The 16,612-nt window shown below is 74.2% G+C and carries 19 protein-coding genes and 1 pseudogene; 10 read left to right on the forward strand and 10 right to left on the reverse strand.

Features of this window, described 5'->3' with window-relative positions; genetic code table 11:
- Nucleotides 1–21 precede the first annotated feature (21 nt).
- Nucleotides 22–1,293, reverse strand: a complete 1,272-nt coding sequence (locus QA634_RS05080) for an alpha/beta hydrolase (RefSeq protein WP_012330974.1) — start codon at nt 1,291–1,293, stop codon at nt 22–24.
- A gap of 294 nt (nt 1,294–1,587) precedes the next feature.
- On the opposite strand from QA634_RS05080, the gene QA634_RS05085 reads away from it, so the two are divergent.
- Together QA634_RS05085 and QA634_RS05090 are read left to right on the forward strand one after the other, a co-directional pair.
- Nucleotides 1,588–1,974 carry a hypothetical protein gene (locus QA634_RS05085; protein WP_012330975.1) on the forward strand — a complete coding sequence of 129 codons (387 nt, stop codon included), beginning with the start codon at nt 1,588–1,590 and terminating at the stop codon, nt 1,972–1,974.
- Between the two features lie 123 nt (nt 1,975–2,097).
- A complete protein-coding gene (locus QA634_RS05090; RefSeq protein ID WP_012330976.1) occupies nt 2,098–2,571 on the forward strand; it encodes an SRPBCC family protein in 474 nt (157 codons plus the stop codon).
- Between the two features lie 77 nt (nt 2,572–2,648).
- Here QA634_RS05090 and QA634_RS05095 read toward each other — a convergent pair whose 3' ends face one another.
- On the reverse strand, nt 2,649–3,089 hold the full coding sequence (locus tag QA634_RS05095; protein WP_012330977.1) for a MucR family transcriptional regulator: 441 nt from the start codon (nt 3,087–3,089) through the stop codon (nt 2,649–2,651).
- 491 nt (nt 3,090–3,580) lie between these two features.
- On the opposite strand from QA634_RS05095, the gene QA634_RS05100 reads away from it, so the two are divergent.
- A complete protein-coding gene (locus tag QA634_RS05100) occupies nt 3,581–4,894 on the forward strand; it encodes an MFS transporter (protein ID WP_012330978.1) in 1,314 nt (437 codons plus the stop codon).
- A pseudogene (locus QA634_RS05105) lies at nt 4,887–5,773 on the forward strand (amidohydrolase family protein). Before QA634_RS05100 ends, QA634_RS05105 begins: the two are co-directional and overlap by 8 nt.
- On the opposite strand, the gene QA634_RS05110 reads toward QA634_RS05105, so the two are convergent.
- From QA634_RS05110 to QA634_RS05140, 7 genes are all read right to left on the reverse strand, one after another.
- Nucleotides 5,757–5,885, reverse strand: coding sequence for a hypothetical protein (locus QA634_RS05110; RefSeq protein WP_012330980.1), 129 nt, complete (start codon nt 5,883–5,885; stop codon nt 5,757–5,759). The pseudogene QA634_RS05105 and the gene QA634_RS05110 overlap by 17 nt on opposite strands.
- Before the next feature lie 90 nt (nt 5,886–5,975).
- Nucleotides 5,976–6,692 (reverse strand): DNA polymerase III subunit epsilon, encoded by a 717-nt coding sequence (dnaQ, locus tag QA634_RS05115; protein ID WP_012330981.1) that lies wholly within the window; start codon nt 6,690–6,692, stop codon nt 5,976–5,978.
- A gap of 116 nt (nt 6,693–6,808) precedes the next feature.
- A complete protein-coding gene (gene coaE / locus QA634_RS05120) occupies nt 6,809–7,423 on the reverse strand; it encodes a dephospho-CoA kinase (protein WP_012330982.1) in 615 nt (204 codons plus the stop codon).
- A complete protein-coding gene (locus QA634_RS05125) occupies nt 7,420–8,283 on the reverse strand; it encodes a shikimate dehydrogenase (protein ID WP_012330983.1) in 864 nt (287 codons plus the stop codon). Before QA634_RS05125 ends, coaE begins: the two co-directional genes overlap by 4 nt.
- 43 nt (nt 8,284–8,326) lie before the next feature.
- Nucleotides 8,327–8,959, reverse strand: a complete 633-nt coding sequence (locus tag QA634_RS05130; RefSeq protein WP_012330984.1) for a Maf family protein — start codon at nt 8,957–8,959, stop codon at nt 8,327–8,329.
- 130 nt (nt 8,960–9,089) lie between these two features.
- Nucleotides 9,090–9,365, reverse strand: a complete 276-nt coding sequence (locus QA634_RS05135; protein WP_012330985.1) for a hypothetical protein — start codon at nt 9,363–9,365, stop codon at nt 9,090–9,092.
- A gap of 161 nt (nt 9,366–9,526) precedes the next feature.
- A complete protein-coding gene (locus tag QA634_RS05140) occupies nt 9,527–10,357 on the reverse strand; it encodes a pyruvate, water dikinase regulatory protein (protein ID WP_012330986.1) in 831 nt (276 codons plus the stop codon).
- Between the two features lie 515 nt (nt 10,358–10,872).
- On the opposite strand from QA634_RS05140, the gene hemE reads away from it, so the two are divergent.
- The 5 genes from hemE (at nt 10,873) to QA634_RS05165 (ending at nt 15,633) form a co-directional block, all read left to right on the forward strand.
- Nucleotides 10,873–11,946, forward strand: coding sequence for a uroporphyrinogen decarboxylase (gene hemE, locus QA634_RS05145; protein ID WP_012330987.1), 1,074 nt, complete (start codon nt 10,873–10,875; stop codon nt 11,944–11,946).
- Nucleotides 11,947–12,060: 114 nt separating this feature from the next.
- Nucleotides 12,061–12,486, forward strand: coding sequence for a protoporphyrinogen oxidase HemJ (gene hemJ, locus QA634_RS05150; protein WP_012330988.1), 426 nt, complete (start codon nt 12,061–12,063; stop codon nt 12,484–12,486).
- Nucleotides 12,487–12,499: 13 nt separating this feature from the next.
- A complete protein-coding gene (locus QA634_RS05155; protein ID WP_012330989.1) occupies nt 12,500–13,357 on the forward strand; it encodes an alpha/beta fold hydrolase in 858 nt (285 codons plus the stop codon).
- A gap of 462 nt (nt 13,358–13,819) precedes the next feature.
- A complete protein-coding gene (ada, locus tag QA634_RS05160; RefSeq protein ID WP_012330990.1) occupies nt 13,820–14,932 on the forward strand; it encodes a bifunctional DNA-binding transcriptional regulator/O6-methylguanine-DNA methyltransferase Ada in 1,113 nt (370 codons plus the stop codon).
- The gene (locus QA634_RS05165) at nt 14,929–15,633 is read left to right on the forward strand and encodes a 2OG-Fe(II) oxygenase (protein ID WP_012330991.1); all 705 of its coding nucleotides are present in this window, start codon (nt 14,929–14,931) and stop codon (nt 15,631–15,633) included. The genes ada and QA634_RS05165 overlap by 4 nt, the downstream gene beginning before the upstream one ends.
- Before the next feature lie 2 nt (nt 15,634–15,635).
- Here QA634_RS05165 and QA634_RS05170 read toward each other — a convergent pair whose 3' ends face one another.
- The gene (locus QA634_RS05170; RefSeq protein WP_012330992.1) at nt 15,636–16,103 is read right to left on the reverse strand and encodes a hypothetical protein; all 468 of its coding nucleotides are present in this window, start codon (nt 16,101–16,103) and stop codon (nt 15,636–15,638) included.
- A 155-nt stretch (nt 16,104–16,258) separates the two neighbouring features.
- On the opposite strand from QA634_RS05170, the gene QA634_RS05175 reads away from it, so the two are divergent.
- Nucleotides 16,259–16,606: a hypothetical protein gene (locus QA634_RS05175; protein ID WP_012330993.1), complete on the forward strand. Its 348-nt coding sequence runs from the start codon at nt 16,259–16,261 to the stop codon at nt 16,604–16,606.
- Nucleotides 16,607–16,612: the final 6 nt, after the last annotated feature.

Consider the following 16,612-nt stretch of genomic DNA (forward strand, 5'->3'; position numbering starts at 1 on the left):
GGGCCTCGGGCCCGCCGGCCCCTACGGCCCGCGCGGCTCGGTCCCCAGGGTGCGGTCGAAGAAGGCCGCGATCTCGCCGAAGACCTCGCGGGTCTCGGGCGCGTCCGGGTTGAACAGGTACTGCGCGTGGCTCATGCCCTCGAAGACCTGGAGGGAGGCCTCGACGCCGGCTTGGCGCAGCTTGCGGTGGGTGCGCACCGTGTTCGACAGGAAGAGGTCGCGGGTGCCGGTGGTGAGGATGGCGGGCGGCAGGCCGCGGAAATCGCCGTAGATCGGCGAGAGGAGCGGGTCCTTGAGGTCGTGCCCGGCGGCGTAGAGGCGGGCGACGTGGGTGAGCGTGCCCTCGTAGGAGACCAGCACGTTGTCGAGCCACTCGTTGGCCTTGTAGCTGTCGCCGGTCTCGGTGAGGTCCGACCAGGGCGTGCCGGGGGCGATGGCGGCGGGCAGCGCCACCCCCTCCTGCTTGGCCCGCAGCATCAGGGCGAGCGTCATGGCGCCCCCGGTCGAGGTGCCGAACACCGCCATGTTCTCGGGGCGCTGCAGGGTGAGCGCGGCCTTCCACACCGCCATCGCGTCGTCGAGGGCGGCCGGGAAGGGCGCGTCCGGCGGCATGCGGTAGTCGAAGGAGATCACCGTGAAGCCGCCGAACGCCGCCATCAGCACCGCCTCGACGGTGCCGGCCTCGCCCGGGTTGTGGACGTAGCCGCCCCCGTGGATGTGGACGAGGAGGCGGTTGCGGTTGCGCTCGGGCAGGTCCCGGGGGGCGATGATCCAGGCCTTCACGCCCCCGATCACCTCCGGGGTCGCGATCACGCCGAGGCGCTCGCGCAGGGCCGGCAGGGAGGCGGCCGCCTGGGCAGCGAGCCGCGCGACCAGGGCCTTCCACTCGGCCACGCCGTCCGGGTTGGCGTTCCAGGCCGGAGACCGGTACGGGGCCGCGATGGCCGCCTGGAATTCCGGGCTGACCGTGCCGGGCACCGGGATGCGCCGGCCCGGCACCGTCCGCGGGCCGGGCTTGCCATTGGCGGCGCTCTGCTCGGCTTCGAGCCGGGCGAAATCCGGTGCGCTCGCCGTCGGCGCCTGCGGACCGGCCGCCGGCGCGTTGGCCGCGGGCGACGGGATGCTGGCCGCGGGCGACGGGATGCTGGCCGCGGGCGCTTGGACGCTGGCCGCGGGCGCTTGCGCGCCGGCCGAAGGCGCCTGGGGGGCCGCCGGGGTCTGGGCCCGCACTGCCGGCACGGCCCCGACGAGGAGCAGGGCCGTGGACAGCGTCACGGCAGGCCGACGGATCATGGGCGGAGCCTCTTCGTCCGGGAGCGTCTTCGCGGGCGGCGCGCAGCGAGCACGAATGCACGCACCGGGCCAGGTGGGCAAGGGCGCGGGCAAGGGCGCGGGCAAGGGCGCTTGCGCGCGCGGCACGGCGCGGATCGGGAGCCGGCGGCGTGTCGCCGTCACCACGGCCGGCGGGGATCGGGCCCCGGCCCGGGTTGCCGTCTGGCCTTTGCCGCAACCGGCCGTTAGGAGGAGCCGAATGGGGTTGACCCGGTTGCGCTGACCGGGACCCTGACGAGACCAGCGGGGAGACCGATGTTCGTCCGCACCAGAGCCCGGCTCGCCGGAATCAGCCTCGCCGCCGCGGCGGCGCTCCTCGGCGGCTGCGTCAACAACCCGCTCTCCCAGACCGGCGGCGTCCTCCCGGCGGGGGAGATCGGCCCGCCCCCCTCCGCCCGCGCGGATCTGCGCACGCCGGCCCGGAGCGCGGCGGCGACGGATCCCGACCAGGTGGTGGCCAGCGAGCCGACGCGGCGCCTCAACATCCCGACCGCGGCCCGCGGGGCCGGCGGCGCGGACTCCCAGGCCCGCCGCATCCGCCGCGAGGACCTGGAGGATTACAAGCCGTCGGGCGGCGGGGGCGGCGGATTGCAGCCCTCCCTCGGCTCCGGCGGCGCGGTCGGGGTCGGCGGGCGCTTCTGAGCCTCGCCGGATCTCGTCCTATTGTCTGGCGGACAATGGAGTTCTCCCGGCCCGGGAATGCTCTAGTTTGAGCCCCCGCGGGAGGGGCCCGCCACCGAGGCCCCTCCGCCGGAGGAACCCCGCATGATCAAGACCGTCGCATCCGCCGCCGCGCTCCTGGCGCTGTCGGCGCTTCCCGCGCTCGCCCTCGAAGCCTCCAAGACCCAGGACATCGCCGCCCCGCCCGCCAAGGTCTGGGCCACGATCGGCGATTTCTGCGGCATCGGGCAGTGGCACCCCGCCGTCGAGAAATGCGTCCTCTCCGAGAAGGGCGGCAAGCCGATCCGGACGCTCAGCCTCAAGGGCGGCGGCACCATCGTCGAGGAGCAGGTGCGCCGCGACGACAAGGCGATGAGCTACACCTACACGATCCTGGAGAGCCCGCTGCCGGTATCCGGCTATGAATCGACCATCGCGGTCAAGCCCGCGGGGGGCGGCTCGACCGTGAGCTGGTCCGGCTCCTTCAAGGCCAAGGGCGCCGACGACGCCACCGCCAAGGGCGCCATCCAGGGCATCTACGATTCCGGCTTGGCCGCCCTGGCCGCGAAGGCGAAGTAGGACGGCCCGGGCAGGGCCGAGGGACGTCGGGTCGCCGACCCGCCTCCCGCCCGCGGGCGGGAGGCGGGCGGCTCGCCTCAGGTCCCTCCGGCCGCCTCCGCCTGACCGCGGCGGCGGCGCTGCTGGCCGAGGCCGAGCGTCCGGGCGAGCTGCGAGCGCTGCTCGGAATAGCTCGCCGAGGTCATCGGGTAGTCGGGGGGCAGGCCCCACTTCCGGCGATAGCTCTCCGGCGTCAGCCCCCGCATCGTCAGGTGGCGCCGGAGCGTCTTGTACGGCTTCCCATCCTCGAAGCTGATGAGGAAGTCGTGGTTGATCGAGCGGCGGATCTCCGCCGCCGTCGCCTTCTGGGGCGGCTCGGCCGGCCTGACCCCCTCGGCGATCCCGACGAGGGCGCTGTGCACCTCCCGGATCAGCCGGACGAGCTCCCCTGTCTGCACGTGGTTGTTGGAGACATAAGCGGAGATCACGTCGGCCGTGAGCGTGATCGCCGATTCCCGTTTGTCGCTTGTGCCGTCCATGCGCCCACGACCTTAAGGCTTGGTGAACCAAAGAACGATTCTGGCCTTAGGTAATCGCGGAGAAAAAGACAAGGCCGTGAGTCCGTTTTCCCAGTCTAGATTGAACCCCATTGTATACAGGGGTAGGGCATACGGATGTCCAAGGAACCGCCCGCCGCGGGGGCGAGGTTCCAGACGGCCGATTCTGGGGCATCAGACCGGCCGGCCGACCTCTCTTCGGGCGGTTTATTCCGGCCCTCCGGGCGCGGCCGACAGGATGTTTTAACAAAGGATAACGACGAGGGCCGCAGCGAGCCGATCTTCGGCCTGGTGCCGCCGACGCGCCCCGGGGAGCGGGCGGGATTGCCTGACGGCGCGGCAGGGGGGCTAGAGCACGGGACGGCGGGGCGCGCAGCGGTCCCGCCCCGGAAAGCCGTCGGACGCGACGGGAGGCGGGCGCCGCTCTCACCGCCGGCGATCGGCCCGGATCGAACCAAGTCGAGGAACGCCCGATGAGTTCGACGCAGACGCGTGCCCCCGCGGGCGAGCCCGACGCCCTCAATGTGCCGGTGGAGGATGCCAGCCTCGCGGCGTTCTACCGGGACATGACCGTGCCGGAGCGCCGCACCTTCTGGGCCTGCGCGTCGGGCTGGGCGCTCGACGGCATGGACTTCATGATCTACCCCCTCGTCATCGGCACCATCATCAAGCTGTGGGGCGTCGATGCCGGCACGGCGGGGCTCGCCGCCACCGTGACGCTGCTCGCCTCGGCGCTGGGGGGCTGGCTCGCCGGCTACCTCGCCGACCGGATCGGCCGGGTCCTGACGCTGCAGATCACCATCCTGTGGTTCTCGGTCTTCTCGCTCGTCTGCGCCGTCACGCAGGACTTCACGCAGCTGCTCGTCGCGCGCGCCCTCCTCGGCCTCGGCTTCGGCGGCGAGTGGGCGGCGGGCGCCGTGCTGATGGGCGAGACGATCCGGGCGCAGTATCGCGGCCGGGCGGTCGGCTCCGTGCAGTCGGGCTGGGCGGTCGGCTGGGGCCTCGCCGTGCTGGCCCAGGCGGTGCTGTTCTCCGCGCTGCCGCCGGAGACGGCGTGGCGCTGGATGTTCGTGATCGGCGCGGCGCCGGCCCTACTGGTCTTCTACCTGCGGGCCTACGTGCAGGAGCCGCAGGTCGCGGCCGAGACGCGGGCGCGGGCCGCGGCGGCGGGCGACCGCCCCTCCCTCTGGGAAATCTTCTCGGGACCGATGCTGCGCACCACGCTGCTCGCCTCCCTAATGGCGGCGGGCTGCCAGGGCGGCTACTACGCGATCACCACCTGGCTGCCGCGCTTCCTCACCACGGAGCGCCACCTCTCGATCGTCTCCTCGACGGGCTACCTCGCGGCGCTGATCGTCGGTTCCTTCGCCGGCTACCTCGTGGGGGCGTGGCTCGCCGACCGGCTCGGGCGCCGGCCCCTCTTCCTGATCTTCTCGCTCGGCGCCATCGCGGTGGTCCTGGCCTACACCCAGCTGCCGCTCTCGAACGCCGTGCTGTGGGTGCTGGGCTTCCCCCTCGGCTTCTTCGCCTCGGGCTACTTCTCGGGGATGGGGGCCTTCCTGACCGAGCTCTACCCGACGCGGCTGCGCGGGTCGGGCCAGGGCTTCTGCTACAATTTCGGCCGCGGCATCGGGGCCCTGTTCCCGGCCCTCGTCGGCTACCTCTCGGCCGGGATGTCCCTCGCCTCGGCGATCGCGATCTTCGCCGCCGCGGCCTACGGGGTGTTCTTCCTGGCGGCCTTCGCGCTGCCCGAGACGCGCGGGAAGGTGCTGCACGCCGATGCCTGAGATCCGCGACTGCCCCGGCCCCGACCCGCATCCCCGCGCGGCCCGCCGCTTCGCGGTGCCGGCCGGCGCGACGGACACCCACGCCCACGTGATCGGGCTGCCCCCGCCTACCCCTTCGTGGCCGCCCGCAGCTACACGCCGCCCGCCGCGACCCCGCAGGCCTACCTCGCCATGCTGGACGCCACCGGCATGACCTACGGCGTGCTGGTGCAGGTGAGCGTCCACGGCACCGACAACCGGCTGATGGTCGAGACCCTGCGCGCCCATCCGCGCCGGCTGCGCGGCATCGCGGTGATCCCCCTCGGCCTGCCCGATCGCGACCTCGCGGCCCTCAAGGAGGCGGGCGTGGTGGGCCTGCGCCTCAACGTCCTGTACGGCGGCGGCATCGGCTTCGATCAGGTCGAGGCCTACGGGGCGCTCGCCCGCGAGATGGGCTGGCACCTGCAATTCCTGATCGACGCCCGCCAGCTGCCGCCGCTCGCCGACCGGCTGTCGCGGCTGCCGGTGCCCTTCTGCGTCGACCATATGGGGCACATGCCGACGGGCTGCGGCACGCAGGATCCGGGCTTCCGGACCCTCGTGGGGCTGGTGCGGGACGGGGCCTTCGTGAAGCTCTCGGGGGCCTACCGGATGAGCGCGCAGCCCCTGCCCTATTCCGACACGGTGCCCTTCGCCCGCGCCCTGATGGCGGCGGCGCCCGAGCGCTGCGTCTGGGGCTCGGACTGGCCGCACGTGGCGCACTGGGATCCGATGCCGAATGTCGGCGACCTCCTCGACCTCCTGGCCGTGTGGGTGCCGGACGAGCCCGCCCGCCACCGCGTCCTGGTGGAGAACCCGGCCCGGCTCTACGGCTTCCCGGCCGTCAGCCCCGGGGGCTGAAGCCCATCGCGTAGATCACCAGGGCGACCGCGATCACCAGCAGGACGAGCCCGAACAGGGCCGGGCGCACCCGATTGGTGGTTCTCTCGGGCTTGTCGCTGGGCAGGGCCATCGGCTCGCGTCTCTCTCCGGGGTCTCGACCCCGGCCCAACGTCCCGCCCGGGCGCGGGTTCGCGCCCCGGCCAAAATACCCACCCTGAGTTTATCCGGCGGTGTCCTCGCCGATGTAGTCGCGCCAGATCGCGCCGCCGCCGAGGCCGGCCGTGAAGGCGGCGTGGGCCTCGCGCTCGGCCTGCGTCAGGCGGCTGCGCACGGCGCGGGGCACGTGGGCGGCGGGTCCGCCCAGGGTCGCCACCCGGACGGTGCTCGCCACGTCGAGCGTCAGGCCGAGGCTGGTCTGCTTGCCGCCGAGGAGCTCGATGTAGACTTCGGCCAGGATCTGGGCGTCGAGGAGCGCCCCGTGCTTGGTGCGGCGGGAATTGTCGATCCCGTAGCGGGCGCACAGCGCGTCGAGATTGTTGGCGGCGTTCGGATGCTTGCGCCGGGCGAGCGCCAGGGTGTCGACCACGCCCGCGAGGTCGATGGCCGGCGGGGCCGCGTCGCCGAGGCGGGCGTACTCGGCGTTGAGGAAGCCGACGTCGAAGGCGGCGTTGTGGATGACGAAGGTGGCGTCGCCGCAGAAATCGAGGAAGGCCGGCAGGATCGCGGCGAAGGGCGGCTTGTCGGCCAGGAACGCGTCCGCGAGGCCGTGCACCGCGAGCGCGCCCTGCGAGACCGGGCGCTGCGGGTTGATGTAGCGGTGGAATTCCCGTCCGGTCGGAATGTGGTTGAGGAGCTCGATGCCGCCGATCTCGACGAGGCGGTCGGTCTTCGCGTCGGTCCCGGTGGTCTCGGTGTCGAGGACGATCTCGCGCAGCATGCCGGCTCCCCGTGGTGGTCCCCTCCGGATAACCGGAAATCCTTTCCCCGGCCCTGCGCCCGATGCCCGTCCGCCGAGGCCTCGGCCGCGTTCGCCGCAGGGGTCGCCGGTTCGGCTCAAGGCCGCCGCGCGAGGGTCCCGGCCCGCACCGCCGCGATCAGCGCGTCGACCTGGGCCTGCGCGCGCGGGAAGCCCTCGCCGGTCTCGATGAGGGCGTCGGCGCGCCGCCGCTTCTCGGCATCCGGCATCTGCTTGCCCAGGATCGCCGCGAAGGTCGCCTCGGTCATGCCGGGGCGGGCCAGGACGCGGGCGCGCTGCACCTCGGCCGGTGCGGTCACCACCGCGACCGCGTCGCAGCGCGCCTCGCCCCCGGTCTCGAAGAGCAGCGGCACGTCGAGGACGACGAGGTCCGCCCCCGCATGGGCGGCCAGGAAGGCGGCCTCCGCCTCGCGGACCAGCGGGTGGACGAGGCGCTCCAGCCGCCCCAGGCGGTCGGGGCGGTCGAGCACCGCGGCGCGCAGGCGCGCGCGGTCGACCGCGCCGTCCGCCGCCAGCGTGCCGGGAAAGGCCTCGCCGATCCGCGCCGCCGCCTCGCCGCCCGGCCCGTAGAGGGCGTGCACGCAGGCATCCGCGTCGTGGACCGGGACGCCGCGGGCGCGGAACATCGCCGCCGTGGCGCTCTTGCCCATGCCGATCGAGCCGGTCAGGCCGAGGATGAAGGGCCGGGTCACCGGCGCCCCTCGAGATCCGCCACGACGAGGGCCCGCAGCTCCGGGGTGACGCGCGGCGTCACCCCGAACCAGCGCGCGAAGCCCGGCACCGCCTGGTGCAGCAGCATGCCGAGCCCGTCGACGGCGCGCAGCCCCCGCGCCCGCGCGGCGGCGAGGAGCGGGGTTTCCAGCGGCACGTAGACGATGTCGGCGACCGCCGCCTCCGGCGGCAGGCCCGACAGGTCGAGGTCGAGGGCGCCCGCCCCCGCCATGCCGAGCGAGGTGGTGTTGACGAGGAGCCCCGTCCCGCCCGTCAGCGCCGGGAGATGCGCCCAGGCGACCGCCTCGATCCGGGTCGGGTCGAGGGCGCGCAGGGCCTCGGCGCGCGCGGCCGTGCGGTTGGCGACGCGCAGATGCGGCAGGCCGCGCTCCAGGAGCCCGACCAGGATGGCGCGGGCCGCGCCCCCGGCCCCGAGCACCAGGACGGCCCGGCCCGCGTCGGTCCCGGTGGTCCGCGGCCAATCCGCGCCGAGGCTCGCGTCGAGATGGGCGAGGAAGCCCGGCGCGTCGGTGTTGTCCCCGTGCAGCCGGCCCGCGGCGTCGAGGCTCAGGGTGTTGACGGCCCCGATGCGCTCGGCCCGCGGGGTCAGCAGAGCGGCGCCCCGGAAGGCCGCCTCCTTGTGCGGGATGGTCACGTTGCCCCCGACGAAGCCCCGCTCCGGGAAGTCCCGCAGGAAGGCCGGGAAGGCCTCGGGCGCCACGTCGACCCGCTCGTAGCGTCCGGGGAGGCCGTGCGCCGCGAGCCAGTGGCCGTGGATCAGGGGGGAGCGGGAATGGGCGATCGGGTGGCCGACCACGAAGGCCTTCGGCAGGGAGGTCATGGGAGGGGGTCATGGGAGGGGGTCATGGGAGGGAGGTCATGGGTCAGAAGCTCAGGAGACCCCGCGCCCGCAGGCGCGCGAGGAGGGGCAGGAGCGGCAGGCCGAGGATGGTCGCGTGGTCGCCCTCGATCCGCTCGAACAGGTGGATGCCGAGCCCTTCGAGCTGGTAGGCGCCCACGCTCGCGGCGACGGCCGGCCCGGCGGCCGCCAGGTAGGCGTCGATCGCCGCCCCGTCGAGCGGGCGCAGGGTCAGGCGGGCGCTCACCACGAAGCGCTCCGCCACAGCCCCGTCGAGGGCGAGCGCCACGGCGGAATGGAGCGCGTGGCTGCGGCCCTGCAGCGCCGCGAGATGGGCCCGCGCCGCCCCGAGATCGGCCGGCTTGTGGAGGAGCGTGCCGTCGAGATCGAGCACCTGGTCGGCCCCGACCACCGCCCGCCCGGGCGCGTCCCGGGCGACGGCGGCGCACTTCGCCTCCGCCAGGGCGAGGGCGAGGTCGGCGGGCGGCAGGCCGCCGCAGGCCGCCTCGACGGCGCGCTCGTCGATGCCGGACGCGCGCGTCTCGACCGGCAGCCCGGCGGCTTCGAGGAGGGCGCGGCGGGTCGCGCTGGCCGAGGCGAGGAGGAGCGGGGCCGAGCCCCGCCAGGGCGAGGGCGCCGGGGCGGGCGGGGCGGTCATGGGCCGGAACCGGAGAGAACCATGCGGCACTCTCTGCCGGTTCCGGACGAAACCGCAAGCGCCCGGGCCCCGCGTCGCGCAGCGCAGCGGCCGCCGGTTCGGCGGCGACCGCGCGGCGCACCCGCCCTGGTCAGGCCGCCAGCGTGAGCCGGCCGCCGGCGTCGCGCCGGAGGGCCTCCGCCAGGGCGGCGCGGGCGGCCTCCACGTCGGCCTCCCGCCGGGTCGCCTGCGCGAGGAGGAGGCGCTTGTGCACGTCGAGCCAGTGGATGCCCGAGCGCACCACCGGAAGGCGCTCGCGCTCCACGAAGCGGCGCGCCTCCTCGACGGTGGCGAGGTCGAGGACCGGACCCGAGGCGGGCACGACGCGCAGGCCCGGCGCGAACGGGAGGGGAGGAAGGGAGGTCATCGGCGAGCGCCCCTTGCGGTGGAGAGCCGCGATTGATGGCCCCGAAGATGGCCGCGCGAAGGCACCTTGGCCGTGAGGCCAAGGCACCTTGGCCGTCAGGCCGAGGCACCTTGGCCGTCAGGCGAAGGCACCTTGGCCGAGGCCCTTCGGCCGCCGCGGCGCTACTCGGCGATGAACCTGAGCCGGTGCTCCCGGTGCAACTCGACGATGGCGGCGGCCGTCTCCTCGATCGAGCGGCGGGTCACGTCGATCACCGGCCAGCGGTGCTTGGCGAAGAGCCGGCGCGAGACCGCCACCTCGTTCGCGACCGCCTCGTGGTCGACATAGGCGGTGGAATCGTCGGCCTTGAGGCTGAGCAGCCGGTTCTGCCGGATCTGGACGATCCGCTCGGGCGAGGCGAGGAGGCCGACGATCAGGGGCTTGCGCGCCGCCTCCAGGGCCGGCGGCAGGGGCACGCCGGGCACGAGCGGAATGTTGGCGGTCTTCAGGCCGCGATTGGCGAGGTAGATCGAGGTCGGCGTCTTCGAGGAGCGGCTGACGCCGAGCAGGATCACGTCCGCGTCGTCGAGGTCGAGCGGCAGGTTGCCGTCGTCGTGCGCGAGCGTGAAGTTCATCGCGTCGATGCGCTTGAAGTACTCGGCGTTCAGCATGTGCTGGGCGCCGGGCCGCGCCGTCGAATGCGCCCCGAGATAGGATTGCAGCAGGCCGTGCACCGGCTGGAGCACGGAGAGGTAGGGCGAGCTCGTGGCCCGGCAGGCCTCCTCCAGGCGCTCGGTGAGGTCCTGGCCGACCAGCGTGTAGAGCACGATCCCCGGCGCCTGCTCGATCTCGTTGATCACCCGCTCGAGCTGCGCGGCGGAGCGCACCAGGGGATAGACGTGCTCGATGGCCGAGACGCCCTCGTACTGGGCGGCGGCGGCGCGCCCGACATTGATCAGGGTCTCACCGGTGGAGTCGGAGACGAGATGGAGATGGAAGTAGCTGCGGACCACGATCGCTCCCCGGGGCCGACGTCCCGCCGCGTGTTCGTCCACATTCGGCCTTCAGGGAGTCGATCAGTGTGGATAATCCGGCCGATCAGCCAGGTCCAGGCGAGGAGGCGCGCGGTTTGTCGACTCCGCTGTCAACAGGCGCGCGGCGGCGCTGAGGCCGGACGGGCCGCGTGGGAGAATCCGGGACGCGTCCGGCGATTCCGCACCGCTCCCCCGGGCAAGCTCCTCGCGAGCCTCGCGATCCCTGAAACCTAGAGCCAATCCGTTAAAGGCCTCTTAACGGCGCCGCGGTGGGGATGGGGTGTGGACGCCGCGCACCCCCCGGGATTCGGGGGTCCAGAAGAAGAATCAGACTCAAGAGTCTTTCTTTCCTTCTTTTTTTCTCGTCCGAGAGGGTCGCGCCGGGACCGGCTTGCGGAGGGCCGGCGGGCGGGCGACGACGCGTCGGGCTGGTATCCTGGCCGCTCTCCGGTCATAGGGGGAAGCCGAGGGGCTTTGGGGGAGGCGCGGGGGAGATGGGCGAGAGCGAGCGCGAGGCGCGGCCGGTCCTGCGGGTTCTGAGCGGCGAGAGCCTGTCCCCTCCTCCGGCCTGGATGATGCGGCAGGCGGGCCGCTACCTGCCGGAATACCGGGAGCTGCGGGCGAAGGCCGGCTCCTTCCTCGACCTCTGCTACACGCCGGATTTCGCCACCGAGGTCACGCTGCAGCCGATCCGCCGCTTCGGCTTCGAGGCGGCGATCCTGTTCTCCGACATCCTGGTGGTGCCCCACGCCCTCGGCCAGGGCGTGCGCTTCGTCGAGGGCGAGGGGCCGCGCCTCGACGCGCTCGAGGACCCGGCGGCGTTCGGGACCCTGCGCGGGGCCGGCGACGCGCGGGTGATGGACCACCTCGCCCCGGTCTTCGAGACGGTGAGCCGCCTGCGCGCGGCGCTGCCCCGCGAGACCACCCTGCTCGGCTTCTGCGGCGCGCCCTGGACGGTGGCGAGCTACATGATCGGCGGGCGCGGCACCCCCGACCTCGCCCCGGCCCGCGCCCTGGCGGCCCGGGATCCGGCGCTCCTCGACGGGCTGATCGAGCGGCTCGTCGCGGTCTCGACCGAGTACCTCGCCCGCCAGATCGAGGCGGGGGCGGACGCCGTGCAGATCTTCGAGAGCCACGGCGGCACCCTGCCGGGGATGCCGGAGGGCGAGGCCGGCGACGCGCTCACCCGCTGGAGCCTCGGGCCGATCGCCCGGATCGTCGCCGGCCTGCGGGCGCGGGTGCCGGGGGCGCGCGTCATCGTCTTCCCGCGCGGCACCGGCCTCGACGGCCATGCCCGGACGCTCGCCGCGACCGGCGCCGACGCGGTCGGGGTCGACTGGGACGTGGACCTCGCTGCCCTGCGCGGGCGGCTGCCGGGGCGCGCCGTCACCCAGGGCAACCTGCATCCCCACACGCTGATCGCGGGCGGGGCGGCGCTCGACGCGGCGGTCGACGCGATCCTCGCCGCGACCGCGGGCCTGCCCCACATCTTCAATCTCGGCCACGGCATCACGCCGGAGACGCCGATCGCCCATGTCGAGCGCATGCTCGCGCGGCTGCGGCGCTGAGCAGGATGGCCCGTTTCGATTCTGCTTGGATCGGTGTGGCCGCATCGTTGCCGGCGCCGCACCGGCCACCGCTTCGGCGCGTGATCCCTGGATCTCTGTCCTGCCGGGAGACCGATGCTCTATCTCTGGATCAAGGCCGCGCACGTCGTCGCGCTGATCGCCTGGATGGCCGCCATGCTCTACCTGCCGCGGCTCTTCGTCTACCACGCGGGCCTGCCGGCGGGCTCGCCGCAGGGCGAGACCTTCAAGGTGATGGAGCGGCGCCTCGCCAAGGCGATCATGACTCCGGCCATGATCGCGACCTGGGTGCTCGGCCTGACCCTCGCCTGGATGAGCGGCGCCTACGCGCAGGGCTGGCTCCACGCCAAGTTCGCGCTGGTGCTCGCGATGAGCGGCCTGCACGGCTGGTTCGCGCGCATGGTCAAGGACTTCGCGGCCGACCGGAACACCCGGGCGCCGACCTTCTACCGGGTGGTCAACGAGGTGCCGACGCTGCTGATGATCGGTATCGTGATCCTGGCGATCGTGAAGCCGTTCTGAGGAGGGCGACCGCATGGAGACGCGCCGTCTCACCCTGACGCTGCCGGACCGCACCGTCTCGGTCGGCTGCGACGTGATCGGCTCCGGCCCGGACGCCCTGCTGCTGCCGGCCCTGTCCTCGATCGCGACCCGGGAGGAGATGCGGCCCCTGGCCGAGCGCCTCTCCGGCCGCTTCCGCTGCCTGATCCCCGACTGGCCGGGCTTCGGCGCCGAGCCGCGGGCGCGGCTGCCGCTCTCGCCGGCCGCGCTGCACGGCGTGCTCGACGCGCTGCTCGCCGCCCTTCCGGGCCCCTTCGCGATCGGGGTCGCGGCGGGCCACGCGGCGCCCTACCTCGCGGCCGCGGCGCGGCGCCATCCCGGCCGCTTCGCGCGGCTCGTCCTGGTGGCGCCGACCTGGCGCGGCCCGCTCCCCACCGCCATGGGACCGGAGCGGCGCCCGCTCTACGCCCGCCTGCGCCGGGCCGTCGAGGCGCCGGTTCTCGGCCACCTCCTCTACCGGGTGAACCTGAGCACGCCGGTCGTCGCCCGGATGATGCGCGCCCACGTCTACGCGGACCCGGCCCGGGTCACGCCGGCGGTGCTGGCCGCCAAGCGGCGGGTGACGCACCAGCCCGGCGCCCGCTTCGGGACGGCCGCCTTCGTCACCGGCGCCCTCGACCCTGCGGCGACCCGCGAGGAATTCCTGAGCTTGTTCGGCCCGGGCCTGCCGCCCGTGCGCGTGCTGAGGCCGGAGGCCGCGCCGCGGCGCTCCGGCGCCGAGATGGACGCGCTGCTGGCGACGGGCCTCGTCGCCCGGGCGACCGTCCCGGGAGCGCTCGCCCCGCACGAGGAGCACCCGGAGGCGGTGGCGGCCGCCATCCTGGCCCCCTGATCCGCTGTCCGGACGATCACGTCCGGAATGCGGATGACAAGCCCGCGCGGCGCTTGAGCGAAGCCGACATCCGCATGGCGAAGCAATCCGTCGGATGTCGTATGACAAGCCCGCGCGGCGCTTGAGCGAAGCCGACATCCGCATGGCCGAAAGGGGAGATGGCGAAGCAATCCCTCGGATGTCGGATGCCCCGTCCGAGGCCGGGCGCGGGGCGGACGAATTCGGGCGCAAGCGCCGGGATGCGGGCCGGGGCGGGTCCGCGCCAGAGTGGCGGCATCGCGGCGGGCGGGCGCGGATCGTCCGCCGCCGCCCGCAGGACCATCCCCATGAGCGTCCCCCATGAGCGTCCCCATGAGCGTCCCCATGAGCGTCCCCCATGAGCGTCCCCATGAGCGTCCCCATGAGCGTCCCCATGAGCGTCCCCATGAGCGTCCCCATGAGCGTCCCCATGAGCGTCTCCCCATGACCCTCCCCGACCTCGATCCGATGCGCGCGCGCCCGGCGGGCGATCCGCGCTACGCGGCGCTCGTCCGGCGCGATGCCGCCGCGGACGGCACCTTCGTGTACGCCGTGCGCACCACGGGCGTGTATTGCCGGCCGAGCTGCCCGGCCCGCACGCCGCGCCCCGAGAACGTCGCCTTCTACGCCAGCGGCCGGGAGGCCGCGGGGGCGGGCTTCCGGCCCTGCCGGCGCTGCCGGCCGGACGAGGCGGCCCCCGCCGCGCGCCAGGCCGAGGCCGTCGCCCGGGCCTGCCGGATGATCGACGAGGCCGAGACCCCGCCCTCCCTCGACGCGCTCGCCCGCGCGGCGGGCCAGAGCCCATTCCACTTCCACCGGGTCTTCAAGCGGGTGACGGGCGTCACGCCGAGGGCCTACGCGGCCGCGCGCCGCAGCGCGCGGCTCACCGAGGGGCTCCTGCGCGAGGCCGACAGCGTCACGGCGGCCATCTTCGAGGCGGGCTACGCCGCGTCGAGCCGCTTCTACGCCGCCGCCCCCTCCCGCCTCGGCATGACGCCCACGGCCTATCGCCGGGGCGGCGAGGGCGCCACGATCCGCTTCGCCGTCGGCCCCTGCTCGCTCGGCAGCGTGCTGGTGGCGGCGACCGGCAAGGGCCTCTGCGCGATCCTGCTCGGGGACGATCCGGAGGCGCTGGTGCGGGATCTCCAGAACCGCTTCCCGAAGGCCGACCTCATCGGCGGCGATCCCGGCTTCGAGGCGCTGGTGGCGCAGGTCGTCGGCCTCGTCGAGGCGCCGGAAGCGGGCCGCGTCGACCTGCCCCTCGACATCATCGGCACCGCCTTCCAGCAGCGGGTCTGGCAGGCGCTGCGGGCGATCCCCGCGGGCGAGACCGCCACCTACACGCAGATCGCCCGCGCGATCGGCGAGCCCAGGGCCGTGCGGGCGGTCGCGCAGGCCTGCGGGGCGAACCCGCTCGCGGTGGCGATCCCCTGCCACCGGGTGGTGCGCCACGACGGCGCGCTCTCGGGCTACCGCTGGGGCGTCGAGCGCAAGCGCACCCTCCTGGCCCGCGAAGCGGGCTGCCGCGAGCCGACCGCGCCGGAGGGCGAGCGATGAGCCCGGACGCCGTCGGGGCCCTCGACTGGCCGCGCATCGCGGCGGATCTCGACGCCCACGGCTGCGCCGCCGCGGGCCGCCTCCTCGATGGGCCGACCTGCGCGCGGCTGCGGGCGCTCTACGACGACGAGGCTCCTTTCCGCAGCCGGATCGTGATGGCCCGTCACGGCTTCGGCCGGGGCGAGTACAAGTACTTCGCCTATCCGCTCCCCGAGCCCCTCGCCGCCCTGCGCGGTGCGCTCTACTCCCGCCTCGCGCCGCTCGCCAACCGGTGGAGCGCGACGCTGGGCTCGGCCCTGCGCTACCCGCCGGACCACGCCGCCTTCCTCGACCAGTGCCGCGCCGCCGGGCAGACCCGCCCGACGCCGCTCCTGCTGCGCTACGGCCCGGGCGACTACAATTGCCTGCACCAGGACCTCTACGGCCCGCAGATCTTCCCGCTCCAGGTCGCGATCCTGCTCTCGGTCCCGGGGCGGGACTTCACGGGCGGCGAGTTCGTGCTGACCGAGCAGCGGCCGCGCATGCAGTCGCGGGCCGAGGTGGTGCCCCTCGCGCAGGGCGAGGCGGTCATCTTCGCGGTCCATCACCGCCCGGTGCAGGGCGGCCGCGGGGCCTACCGGGTCGCCCTCCGGCACGGGGTGAGCCGGGTGCGCACCGGCGAGCGCTGCGCGACCGGCCTCATCTTCCACGACGCGGCGTGACCTCAGCGCCGCTTCGGGGCGGGCGGCGGGGGCGCGGCCGGCTGCTCGTCCCCGCCGCCGAGCGAGGCCTTGATCGCGAAGGCGACCAGGGGACCGGCCACGTCCACGATCTCGGCCTTGGTCAGGCCGGCCTTGGGATCGTAGGTGCCGACCATCATCACGACCTTGCCGTCGTTCGTGGCGAGGTCGGGCGCGTTCGGCCCCTCGCCCGCGACGGCGAGCGCCCGGCCGGAGATCTCCGCGCCCTTCGGGTCGTTGGTGAAGAGAACCGTGAGCTTGCCGTCCTTGGGCACGCCGACGTAGCAGGTCTCCTTCTCGCTCCGGCAGGGGAAGAGCAGGCCCGCCGAGGCGTCGGGCGGCGGGGCCGCCTCCTTCGGCGGCGGCGCCTTCGGCTTCGGCTTCGGCTGGGCCGCCGCCGGCGCGGCGAGGGCGACGAGGACGGTCACGGCAAGGAACGGGCGAAAGCTCACGATCGGTCTCCTCCCTGGCGCGCCCGAGACTGCCGCGAAACCCGCCGCCGTCAAGGCGCGGTCGCCCGCGCCGGTCAGAGCGCGCGCGCGTCGGAACGCAATCGCGAGCTTGGCGTTGTGGACGCGTCCGTCATTCCCGCGACCCGGAGGTGTGCGTGCGCGCCCGTCACCTGATGCTGGCCTTCGGCCTCCTCGTGGCCCTGTGCGGCTGGGCGAGCGCCTCGCCGCTCATTCCCCGGGCCGCCGTGACCGTGGCCCTCGACCAGCCCTCGACCGTCGAGACGGTGCGCTGGCGCCGCCACCGCCACTGGCGGCGTCACCGGCACTGGCGCCGCCACCATTATCACCGGCGGCACTGGCACCATCGCCGCCACTGGCATCATCGGCGGCATTGGCATCATCGGGCGCACGGGCACCACCGGCGCCTCCACGGCCGTGCCCTGCATTTCAGCCGCCCGGCCGGCCATTCCTGGATCGAGCCGCGCCAGGCGGCGGGCCGCTGAGCCGCG

This window comes from Methylobacterium sp. CB376, assembly GCF_029714205.1.
Classification (GTDB): Bacteria; Pseudomonadota; Alphaproteobacteria; order Rhizobiales; family Beijerinckiaceae; genus Methylobacterium.